The sequence below is a fragment of the Paraglaciecola hydrolytica genome, assembly GCF_001565895.1.
Classification (GTDB): Bacteria; Pseudomonadota; Gammaproteobacteria; order Enterobacterales; family Alteromonadaceae; genus Paraglaciecola; species Paraglaciecola hydrolytica.
On record NZ_LSNE01000005.1, the window covers coordinates 308,276 to 319,378 of the forward strand.

At 40.2% G+C, this 11,103-nt stretch carries 14 protein-coding genes and 1 tRNA gene; 8 read left to right on the top strand and 7 right to left on the bottom strand.

Translation table 11 applies throughout. The features are described from left to right. From AX660_RS09280 to serS, 3 genes are all read left to right on the top strand, one after another. Nucleotides 1–429 (top strand): AAA family ATPase (locus tag AX660_RS09280; RefSeq protein WP_456095289.1); only part of this gene is annotated, 429 nt, incomplete at its 5' end. Further along, entirely contained in the window at nt 430–822 is a 393-nt protein-coding gene (crcB, locus tag AX660_RS09285) for a fluoride efflux transporter CrcB (RefSeq protein ID WP_068375849.1), read from the top strand. It begins immediately after the preceding gene. A 10-nt stretch (nt 823–832) separates the two neighbouring features. Beyond that, on the top strand, nt 833–2,131 hold the full coding sequence (gene serS / locus AX660_RS09290; RefSeq protein WP_068375851.1) for a serine--tRNA ligase: 1,299 nt from the start codon (nt 833–835) through the stop codon (nt 2,129–2,131). 88 nt (nt 2,132–2,219) lie between these two features. Here serS and AX660_RS09295 read toward each other — a convergent pair whose 3' ends face one another. The 5 genes from AX660_RS09295 to AX660_RS09315 form a co-directional block, all read right to left on the bottom strand. After that, nucleotides 2,220–2,558, bottom strand: a complete 339-nt coding sequence (locus AX660_RS09295) for a TusE/DsrC/DsvC family sulfur relay protein (RefSeq protein ID WP_068375853.1) — start codon at nt 2,556–2,558, stop codon at nt 2,220–2,222. A 45-nt stretch (nt 2,559–2,603) separates the two neighbouring features. Beyond that, complete coding sequence (gene tusB / locus AX660_RS09300; RefSeq protein ID WP_068375855.1) at nt 2,604–2,891, bottom strand: sulfurtransferase complex subunit TusB; 288 nt, start codon at nt 2,889–2,891, stop codon at nt 2,604–2,606. Further along, entirely contained in the window at nt 2,891–3,277 is a 387-nt protein-coding gene (tusC, locus tag AX660_RS09305) for a sulfurtransferase complex subunit TusC (RefSeq protein WP_082768826.1), read from the bottom strand. The genes tusB and tusC overlap by 1 nt, the downstream gene beginning before the upstream one ends. Beyond that, complete coding sequence (gene tusD, locus AX660_RS09310; protein ID WP_068375857.1) at nt 3,274–3,663, bottom strand: sulfurtransferase complex subunit TusD; 390 nt, start codon at nt 3,661–3,663, stop codon at nt 3,274–3,276. Before tusD ends, tusC begins: the two co-directional genes overlap by 4 nt. Before the next feature lie 99 nt (nt 3,664–3,762). Then, nucleotides 3,763–4,431, bottom strand: a complete 669-nt coding sequence (locus tag AX660_RS09315) for a Bax inhibitor-1/YccA family protein (RefSeq protein WP_068375859.1) — start codon at nt 4,429–4,431, stop codon at nt 3,763–3,765. Between the two features lie 266 nt (nt 4,432–4,697). Between AX660_RS09315 and AX660_RS09320 the strand changes: the two genes are divergently transcribed. Beyond that, nucleotides 4,698–4,789, top strand: a tRNA-Ser gene (locus tag AX660_RS09320). Nucleotides 4,790–5,628: 839 nt separating this feature from the next. Here the strand turns inward: AX660_RS09320 and AX660_RS23180 are convergent. Together AX660_RS23180 and AX660_RS09330 are read right to left on the bottom strand one after the other, a co-directional pair. Next, nucleotides 5,629–5,784: a hypothetical protein gene (locus AX660_RS23180; protein WP_157884318.1), complete on the bottom strand. Its 156-nt coding sequence runs from the start codon at nt 5,782–5,784 to the stop codon at nt 5,629–5,631. A 231-nt stretch (nt 5,785–6,015) separates the two neighbouring features. Beyond that, complete coding sequence (locus tag AX660_RS09330) at nt 6,016–6,471, bottom strand: DUF2798 domain-containing protein (protein ID WP_068375863.1); 456 nt, start codon at nt 6,469–6,471, stop codon at nt 6,016–6,018. A 98-nt stretch (nt 6,472–6,569) separates the two neighbouring features. On the opposite strand from AX660_RS09330, the gene AX660_RS09335 reads away from it, so the two are divergent. The 4 genes from AX660_RS09335 to AX660_RS23300 all read left to right on the top strand — a co-directional run. Further along, on the top strand, nt 6,570–6,983 hold the full coding sequence (locus AX660_RS09335) for a MarR family winged helix-turn-helix transcriptional regulator (protein WP_068375865.1): 414 nt from the start codon (nt 6,570–6,572) through the stop codon (nt 6,981–6,983). 320 nt (nt 6,984–7,303) lie between these two features. Then, nucleotides 7,304–8,224, top strand: a complete 921-nt coding sequence (locus AX660_RS09340) for a cation diffusion facilitator family transporter (RefSeq protein ID WP_068375867.1) — start codon at nt 7,304–7,306, stop codon at nt 8,222–8,224. 1,013 nt (nt 8,225–9,237) lie between these two features. Continuing rightward, nucleotides 9,238–10,320 carry a nucleoid-associated protein gene (locus AX660_RS09345; RefSeq protein ID WP_068375869.1) on the top strand — a complete coding sequence of 361 codons (1,083 nt, stop codon included), beginning with the start codon at nt 9,238–9,240 and terminating at the stop codon, nt 10,318–10,320. Next, on the top strand, nt 10,301–11,103 hold an 803-nt coding region (locus tag AX660_RS23300; protein WP_162266413.1), incomplete at its 3' end, for a hypothetical protein. The genes AX660_RS09345 and AX660_RS23300, both read left to right, overlap by 20 nt.

The window sequence follows — 11,103 nt, forward strand, 5'->3', positions numbered from 1 at the left end:
GCAGATCCTCGCGCCATGCAAGTATGCTTAAATGCTTGGGATATATTTCAACGTGTTGGCCCAGCAGAAGGAGAGCGTGCTATTGCACAGGCCACTCTTTATTGTGCCAGTGCCGCTAAGAGTAATGCTGTGTATATGGCCTTCAAACAAGCTATGCAGGATGCTAAAGAGAAGCCTGATTATGCGGTGCCAGAGCATCTACGTAATGCGCCAACAAGCTTAATGAAAGATCTGGGGTATGGTGCTGAATATCGTTATGCCCATAACGAAGAGTATGCATTTGCGGCAGGTGAATGTTATTTTCCTGAAGCGATGCAAAACACCCAATACTACCAACCTAATGACAGAGGAATGGAAATCAAACTTAAAGCAAAATTAGATTTCCTCAGCAGCTTGAATAATCAAAGCCAAATCAAAAGGTATGAATAAATGCAAGGTTCAATGATTTACCTTTATATTGCGGTAGGTGGGGCGAGTGGAGCCTGCATGCGATATTTTCTGTCACAACTTATCTTTCAATGGTTTGGCAAAGGCTTTCCCTTTGGTACACTAGTAGTCAATGTAATAGGCTCGTTTAGTTTAGGTTTGCTTTACTCTTTAATAGAGCAGGGGCAAATGGAAGCGGTAATGTGGCGTACCACCATCGGTATCGGCTTTTTAGGTGCATTTACCACCTTCTCTACATTTTCGGTTGATACCTTGTACTTGCTTCAACAAGGCTTCTGGTTAAAGGGCATACTCAATATGTTCCTCAATATGCTGGGCTGTTTGTTAGCGGCTTGGTTAGGCACAATTTTTGTCACTTTTTTTGTTAAAGGCTAATTAATACAACATGTTAGATGCAAAATATTTACGTAATGAAATTGAACAAACCGCGCTTAAATTGCAAAAGCGTGGTTTTGTATTAGATGTAGCAACATTTAATCAACTAGAAGAAAAACGCAAAGCACTCCAGATGCGTACTCAGGATCTGCAAAACGAACGTAATGTGCGCTCCAAAGCCATTGGTAAAGCTAAAGCTTCTGGTGCAGATATCGCTCCCTTAATGGCAGAAGTAGGGCAACTCGGTGATGACTTAGATAAAGCCAAAGCCGAACTTGTGGTGTTATTGGAGGAAATTCAGAGCTTAGCAGCGAGCATTCCTAATCTACCCGATGATTCAGTACCCACAGGCAAAGATGAGAGTGAAAACCTCGAGATTTTGCGTTGGGGTACCCCCCGTAGTTTTGATTTTAAAGTCAAAGACCACGTGGATTTAGGGACAGACCTTGATAAAGGTTTGGATTTTGAAACCGCGACTAAACTGACAGGTTCACGTTTTGTGGTAATGCGTGGCCAGATTGCTCGCTTAAATCGTGCGATTGCGCAGTTTATGTTGGACTTACATACTCAAGAGCATGGCTATGAAGAGATGTATGTTCCTTATTTGGTTAATGCGGATAGTTTGTATGGTACAGGTCAGTTACCCAAGTTTGGTGCGGATTTGTTTCATACCAAACCGGCTACTGAAGAAGGTCAAGGTTTGTCTTTGATCCCAACCTCTGAAGTGCCTTTAACTAATATCGTGCGTGATGAAATTTTATCTGCGGACCAGCTCCCGCTTAAAATGACAGCACATACCCCCTGTTTTAGAAGTGAGGCCGGCTCTTATGGCCGTGATACTCGCGGTTTAATACGTCAGCATCAGTTCGATAAAGTGGAATTAGTGCAGATTGTCGCTCCTGAAACCTCATTTGATGCCTTGGAAGAACTCACTTTACAAGCTGAAAAGGTACTACAACTATTAGAGTTACCTTATCGTAAAGTGTTGTTGTGTACAGGGGATATGGGGTTTGGTGCGTGTAAGACTTATGACCTAGAAGTATGGTTGCCAGCACAGAATGCTTATCGTGAGATTTCATCTTGTTCAAATATGTTCGATTTTCAGGCGCGTCGTATGCAGGCTCGTTATCGTAATCCGACAACCAACAAACCAGAGCTTGTGCATACACTGAATGGCTCTGGCTTAGCAGTTGGCAGAACATTAGTGGCGATTCTCGAAAACTATCAACAAGCCGATGGAACGGTAACTGTACCTAAGATACTACAGCCATATATGAATGGTTTAAGCGTAATAGGCGCTAAAGCTTAGGGTATTTATCCCTTATCATTGGAATTGTATGGCGGCCTTGAGTAAAGGTAGTCAACAAAGGTGCAGTTTCAAGGATAATGGGCATAAGTTACAGACATTTTGCTGGCTTAGGTAATCCAGCTATTTTAGTTGCTTGTTTAGCAGGGCCTAGTGGAAATAACTTAAAAAGGTAACGGCTGTTACCTTTGTCTGGCCCTAATGTTTGTGCCATGGCTTTTACTAAGGCACGCATGGCCGGACTGGTTTCATATTCCAAGTAAAAATCTCGTACAAAATTGACAACTTCCCAATGGGACTCAGTTAATTTGATGTTTTCTTGTTGGGCGAGCAGGGGGGCGAGTTCAGGTTGCCAATCCTGCATGTTTAACAAGTAGCCTGCTTTATCAGTGTTGATAGTTGTGCCATTAAATTCGAAAGAATAATTCATAACTTGTGTATTCTCGTTTTACTCATGATCAACTCTTAAGCGCCCCTAAGTCCAACTAATCACTTTGCTACTCTCTACACACAAAGCTAACCACTGCTGATCACTAATCACCTTTACCTGTGTCACATGACACACTAGTCCTCTGGCGAGAAGATCGTTTGCTAAGATGTAGATGGTTTTTTGCTGGGTCAGTAGGGAACTAAATAAGGGATGATTAAGTGCATAAACCGCATCCTGCAATAACAATAAGGCATCGTGTTCTTGTGCATGTTCGCAAAAGCGTTGTAGTTCAGCACTGTTAAAAGGGCTGTTAAATACTTGATGCAATACCATTAGAACGTTACCACATGTTGATGTTGTTTGAGCAAGGCATAAAATTCTTGTGGTGGTAATAAATTCACTGGGATGTTTAATCTATCTTCATCAATGTTTCTGTCACTGAGACTTTTACTGCACACATACAAATTTTCGATATCGTAAAAATGCAGAGCCGCCAGCCCCTTAGTGAATTGTTTGCGCGTAATAGCTACAGGGTTTTGTTCTTTTAGTAGTTGAAATATGCCATCGTCACTAAAAAATACATTGATGTCTTGCCCAAAGTTTGACATAGCAATAATAAAATCCAGACTGTCTTGGGCAGTACAGCCACTATATGGAGCTGCACGGTTTAACACGGCAATATTGTTGCTGATAGCACCTGTTGTTGACGAAGAACTCAAAATTGCACCAGCCTGTCGCTATTGCGTATCAATTGTGCGAGCTCACCTAAACCTACAGACTGAAAAGGGGCACTAAGATTAAAGTGTTCACTGTCGTTTTCACTTGCGTCTAGTTGAGATAGTACACCCCGTTTAGATGCGGCAGTTACACAGACTAAAAGAGGGCAGGCATGAATTGTGGCTAACTGTGTCCAAGCGGCGTATAAATTAAGTTCATTACTTGCAGAAACTTGCAGTTGATTGGCGTTATGTACACCATCCTGATAAAAAAACACCCCAAGTAGATTATGCTCCGAAGTCGCTATCGTCTGTGCCAGACGTAAAGCACTGCTGGCATTTTGCGATGCTGAGGGTGAAGACATAACCAGAATACCGATGTTTGCCATAATGCGTTCTCTTAGAAATGCGTAGTTTACAATACCTGACTTTCTAAAAAAAACACCCCAGCAAGCTGAGGTGTTTAAAGGTTAGTTTAACCTGTTAGATCAATCGTCGCTGTTAAACGCACCTAGCAAGTGCAGGATAGAAGTGAACAGGTTATAGATATTCAAATACATAGAAACAGTCGCGCGGATGTAGTTAGTTTCGCCACCGTTAATAATACGGCTAGTATCATACAAGATGAAACCAGACATAATAAATACGATTGCAGCGCTAACCGCTAAGCTCAATGCAGGAATTTGGAAGAAGATGTTAGCCAATGAAGCGACTACCGCCACGATTAAACCAACAATCAAAAAACCACCCATGAATGAGAAGTCTTTTTTGGTCGTCAATACATAACCGGACAACCCAAAAAACACTAAGGCTGTAGCGCCAAAGGCTTGCAGTATTAATTCAGAACCACCTGCAAAGCCAGCATAATGATTGAGCATTGGTCCTAAAGATGCGCCCAATAAACCGGTAAATACAAACACAAACACAATGCCCATTGAGCTTTGTGCTGCCTTGTTAAGGAAGAAGATCATGATAAGCGCACCAATACTCATCACCATGGCTGCGCCTTGTCCTAAACCTAAAGACATCGCAATACCAGCACAAACTGCGCTAAACGTTAATGTCATGGCCAATAACATGTAAGTATTGCGTAACACTTTATTAGTCTGCAATACTGACGTTTGACTGGCACTGCTAAAAGCGGTTCTTTGTTCCATTTGAAACTCCATAATTAAGTTAAACAATACTTTATCACTACATTGGGTATGTTGTATGGCTTTTGGTTCCAAAACTCAAGTAATAAAGTGTGAAAAAACTATTACAAAGCGTAACACGCTGTAAAAATAATCATCTTGCTCAAACTCTAAGCAAACAAATTAATTTATGGATTAAACACTTTACAAGGTAAAAAAACGTCATTATTATGCGCACCTCAGTTTGCAGAGCGGCAGTACAAGCAAAGCAAGTTGTAAAAACAGTTTTAGGAGAGCTGGCAGAGCTCGGTTTATTGCACCTGACTTGAAATCAGACGTAGGGTCAAACCTACCGGGGGTTCGAATCCCTCGCTCTCCGCCATATAACGTATAGGCCTCGCAACTCGCGGGGCCTTGTCGTTTCTGGGATTAGAGGAAGGAACCTACTTCGTCAACGGGTACTGAATGGCGATTATGGCGAGTCCTTTTAAACACAAACCATCAGGCGTTTATTACTCTCGTCGAGAAGTCCCTAAGGACATTCGAGAGGCAATCGGTAAGTCGTGACTTAAGAAAAGTCTGCGAACTAAAGAACTTCAAGAAGCCAAACGCTTAATCGTTCCCTATATAGCTGAAAGTGACAGTTGTTCCTTATGACTCGCCTAAGGGCAGATCAGGGACCTATTTCGAGGATCACTACTGGGAACGCCGCAAAATATTGCCTCTCGCTGGTATGAGCGTTTTAAATCCGAGATAGACGACAATAACGGAGATGTGGGCTTTGTCTCTAAGGTTGTAAACAATGACGGTTCCGTCTCTTTCGAGCAACAATCTATCGGACTTGACCTCGTTGGCTCTGGTATTCATAAGGCAACCAAGGCTGATCTCGATGCGGCTGTTACCATTAATGACTTATCTGATATAGGAGCAATCCAATTCAATCCTGATCATAAAGAATGCTGGTCAGTGACTATTACCGTCAATAACGTTGAACCTTGTGGTGCCGTGCTGTGTGATTTCTGGCAGGGCGATTGTTACAATGTTGAGCTAAGGGGTGTAATCCATGACTATTCCAGCGTTTATTACTCAATCAGAGTCTACTGTGCGTGCTGATTCACTTTACCGCCCCATCCTGGTGTAGTATTCCAACGTCGTTGTTTGTCCAAAACCTCACTTAAACAAGATGAAGTGGCTAAACGCATTGGTATTTCTGCCAAACATTTATCTCGATTTACCAATGGTCATGTCAGTGTCCACCAATACAAAGTTATTGGTATTATTACTGACGTTTTTATACAGGTACCAATGGCCTTCTTCTTCACTGCCATTAAGCATGTCGATTTGACCGTCCAAATCAAAATCAAAGTTTTGACCCATATCACCATGCCTTGGATCTTTAGGGAAAAAAGCTGGAACCATGTAAATTTCGAGACGAATCAAATAAACACTGGCCTACAGCTTGGTTTTATCCTATTGGCAATGAGCATTAAGATGTTCTTTAAGTTGTCTCACTACACTGGCTTCGACCGCAATAAAAAATAGTGGAGGCTTGCAACTCGGTTTTTTGTGCTATTAGGTCTTTTGTCTACTAGTACCCGTGTTGCATTGTTAAGCAGGTGAGCCAGCAAAAAAACGAGCAAGTTTGGGCTGTAGTACAAAAGTCATCAAACAAGCAAAACCAAGGCCTATGGGTAAGGCGTAGATAAAACTAGTGAAGACCATGTTTAAAAAGGGGCTAATGCCCACAAATTCATGATTAATTAGCGTGGTAACAATCGCCATGATGGACTCCATCGCCACCGCCATTAATACCCCTTGTAGCAGCTTTTTATACAGAGTTGGCAAACTAGTAAACAGGCTATTAACCAATTTATGTGCCGCCGCAAATACCAGCGCGCCACTTGGTAACATTACCGCAAATGCAAATACAAAGGCATATAGCCAAGCTTGCAAAAAATCTTGCTCAGGCGCCAAATTGACATAGCTCATAATACCGGTAATGGTGCCGATTAAGCAGAGCATAATCGGCAGCAAGACTAGTGCTTTTTTTAACTTAAGTTGCATAACACCATCCAATGAATTAAAGTTGATAATGTCTACTATAATCAATGTGGTTGATAGTGTCAACTATATTAATTACTCAAAATTAATGAGGAATACCAATGGAATTAAGCGAAGCCCTGTTTAGTTTATTACATAAGGTACGTAATAATATTATCCAGCAGGTCAGGCTATTAGATGCAGACTTGTCACCCATGCATTTAAAGTCGCTCAAGGTGATTTCGAAAATCACAGATTGTACAGGGCAAAAACTGGCAGATTTTATGGGCCGGGATAAAGCCCAAATCAACCGTTTGATTAAAGAATTAGTCAATCAAGAGTTGGTGATTAAAACAGATAATAAAAACGACGGACGCAGTCAAATTTTATCCTTGTCTATGCGGGGTAGTGAGTTGATAAAACATTTTAATAAAATCGAAAAACAAGTGATGAATACCATGGTATCTGATATTGCCCCTGAGCAGATTGAGCAATTTATTCAGCTTGCCAGTAAATTTAAAAACAACTTGGATTAGGTGTTTGAGAAAGGGATTTATTAGGGAATTTAGCGGAATTTTTGTGCAATTAGCATAAATAGAATTGAATATTGGCTATATGTTGAAAACCGTCATTCCGGAAGTCTTTTAAGTCGGAATCCCTTTTTATCGCCGCTGGACAATGGGCCAGCTAAATTCACCACAAAGTGAATTAGTGCAACCTGCGGGCTCAGGTTCTATTGTCAAAATGCCACCTTGTCGGTGAGTCGCTTTATCTATGGTTTTGTCGTTACTTTCAGACTACCAAATTTTAAAAAGGGGAGTAGAATCCGCGCGTCTTATTTCTCCGCTAAACAATTATGGCAATTGAATTTCACCAACAAAACGAAAAACGTCTATTAAAGCTTTCTTTATATATGGCTGGATTGTTTGTTTTTGTGGCCTTTGGTTTTGCACTCATCACTCAGTCAGGTGCCATTCTATTTGACGGCGTTTACTCTCTTATCGCATTTTTTATGGCCTTATTAACGCTTAAAGTTGCGAACCTTGTGCAACTGCCTGATGACGATAGATTTCACTTCGGCTACACAGCCATTGAACCGACCTTAAATCTGTTTAAATCACTCATCATCATTGTGACCTGCTTATACGCCATTGTTGGATCTATCAGTAGTCTCTTGGCCGGCGGTAATGCAGCTGAATATGATCTGGCGATGATTTATGGCGTGTTTGCCACCATTGGGTGTTTGGCCATTTCTTTTTATATGAAGCAGCGCAGCAAATCACTACGTTCTGATCTGGTTAAAGTGGATGCCCACACCTGGTTGATTGACGGTGTATTAAGTGCGTCAATCTTACTTGGATTTATCATTGCTTACGGCTTAGAACACTATGGTTATGCCGCCTACGCCCCCTATGTTGATCCACTATTATTAGTTGTGCTGGGCCTCGCAATCCTGCCAATTCCGTGCAAAATCATGTTAGATAGCCTGAAAGAGGTTATTGGTAAAGCACCACCGGAAGCCGTCACAGCGGTGATCGAGAAAAAGCTCAAACAAAGCCTGTCAACGGTACCCTACAAACACATCGAAGTGCGAATTAGCAAAAGCGGTAGAGACATCTATCTGCTCGTGCATATTATTGTCGACGAGTCGTTTAGTGTGGCCACTGTGCGTGAACTGGATAATATTCGCAAAGCATCGGAAGCGGCCATGCGGGAATGGGATCCGTCGATAATTATGGACATATTGTTTATTTGTGACGCGGATTTAGCGGATTAAGCATCGTTCATTTATGTGCTTCGCACACAAGGCATGCGCAAGCGCACAGGGTATTCGCTGCGCTCACCGCAATCCATTGCGTTCTTCAAGCAGCGTCCCTGCTGCTTGAGTTACTTCTTTCCAACAGCCGAAAGAACTAACGAAGAAAGGCCGCTCTCCAGCAAGGCTCTTCATCCAATTTTGTGGCAAATTAAGCAGGCCGGCTTGAGACGTTCCCGACGTCACAAGCCTCAATTGGCTATCCTTGCCAATTGACCTACTAAATTTGCCACAAAATTGGCGAGCCTTGAGTCGAGGGGAAGTCAAAAGAAGAAAGCAAAATCAAAAGCATGTGCTTCGCACACAGTTTATAGCTGCGCCACAAGGCATTCTCTTTGTTCAAACAAGAATGCCTTCGGCAGTGAATTAGAACAATCCCCCACGTCATTCCGGTAGTCTTTTGAGCCGGAATCGGTTTTTATCGTCGCTGGACAATGAACGACTAAATTCACCAAAAAATTGGCGAGTGTTGAGTCGAGGGGAAGTCAAAAGCTTAAAAGCATCAGCGAAGCTGATTTTCAACTAATGTGCGCCGCAAGTACGTAAAACCAAACAAAACATCTGAACCGCTGAGTTAGAACATAATACTATTGATATCCTTAATATAAATAGACAAGTCGCAGTTTTGCGACAATTTTAGAGTATTTATTGACCCAAAAACTAAAACAACGTACAAATATGCTGACGGGTTGAGAAAGTACATATAGGAACCAACTCTCGATAGAATCCACGTGAAATATCGCGCCCTTATTAGTGTCGTCACACATTCGCTTCGACAATGTTGTCACAAGGTAAAGCCAATGTGGATCGCTTCACAAATGGGACATGCTGATAGGGGGATGATAAGAAAAACGTACGGTCGTTGGCTTTCTAATCAGTCGTAATTTTATTGGAATAGAAAATGTTTTTTCTTGCGTTTAATAACGGTAAACAAATAAACATCAGAGTGTTGTAAGCTAAAAAGGAATTTCACAATGAGTAGTACACAAAGACCGTCATCAGTAACTGAAGACTCAATTAAAAGCCTAAAAATACATGAGTTTATCTATCACATCATGATACAAGGTACTAGCTTACCTCAATATTTAGACAAGGTAACATTATCTAAATCTCAAGAAGATTTTTTTACTGAAAAAGTAATAGAATGTGCCAGAGGTACTCAATACTTATTCGAGGATGTCAATAAATCTACAACGCCAGTTTTGTGTCGCGAAATAATAAATAACCCTACCCTGAATTTTGTTGATAATTCGAAAAAGCTTGCTGAATATTTTTTAGTTACTCACCCGAATACTGCATCAAGTGGCGTCTTAATCATAACAAGGGTAACAATGGTTGTTAACACAGTAGCGAAAAGCTTTATTGCTATTCTTAAAGTTGATTACACTAAAGTATTACAGCAAGTAAGAGATAAGAAAAATCCTAATTTAATGACATTTAAGGAAATAGTAGATTCCTTATCTGAGGATAAAAATGCAATACAAAAAAGGGTTTTGGTTGATGTTGATAAAAACTTCAAATGGGATGTTCTAGCAGTTGAGAAAGGAAGAGTTGGTCAAAAACAAGATACCGATTCAGCAATAACCGACTATTTCAAAAAATTCTTATCAGTTAAACTTAGAGAAAACGACTCAGTTTATTCTAGAAAGATTCCGGGTGTCGTTTTTAATTGGGCAAAAACCGAACCTGACGTAAACCCAGGTGATGCAAGGGCAGTCGCTGTTGCGTTAATAAAGGCTAATAATGGTCAGCAAATATCTATAGATGACATATGTAGTTCGGTTTGTGCACATTCAGATAAGACAAAGAATAAGGAGCTGAATTCCTCTTTCAAAAAATATATAAAACGCGCTGATGTAGAATTGGATGGTGTGCATTTCATAGCAAGAGAAAACTCGATTGCGGCTTCTGATAAAAAATCAAAATTAACAACAAATCACAATGTTACGATAACTTTTGAGGGAACTTTGAAAGACAAACAAATTACCATCGAAAACATGGCAAGTGGTCAACAAAAAATCACGATACTGGCTGACAATGTTAAATTCGAATCTTAAAGAATATTGCCATACATTTACTAGATTAATAGCCCTTTCTGACAGTCACACAGATAACCTTCATAACATTTATATTGAAGGCTGCGTTAATGAGTCATCCAAGAAAGAATTGTTATTGTTGGCTCAATGGTTAATACCCTCAGATGAAAAGATAGCTACTATCAAATTTGACAGTGCAGAAGTTGAGCTTACCTCAATAAAAGCAGAGTTTAGCAATAGTCCGGCAAGATTCGATTTAACGCTAATTAAATCGAATTTGTTAAAATTATGTGGATATGATTCAAGTAAAACTAAGTTCAATGAATATTTATTTCTATCATCTGATTTTTTGACTAAATCAACAATAGATTTTTTAGGGACAAATAGTCCATTTAAAAGTGGACTCCTAAATAAAAAAGGTAAGATTCGGCTTCAAGTCTATGACTTAAAACAATCAGTCGGAAGTGAAAAATTATCTATAATTCCAATCGACGAACCTCAGGAATTTGATTGTCTATATGATAATTTTAGAGCCCCGAAAGAGGAAAAAGTAAAGAACTCAATTCGAATATTGTCTTCAGAGGAAACAAGAATATCTCCTGAGTCATATAGGCTTAGTTGGGGAGATTACAAGAATCCTATCTATAATCGAATCAAAATATCATATTTACAAACTTTGCTTTGCTGTTTATGCAGTACTTTTTATTCCGAATCAAAAGTTGTGATTGAGGGATTGAAAAAAATTGATGTTAATTTATCACAAATTGAATTTGATAATTCTATAGACGAAAAAATCAGCATAGT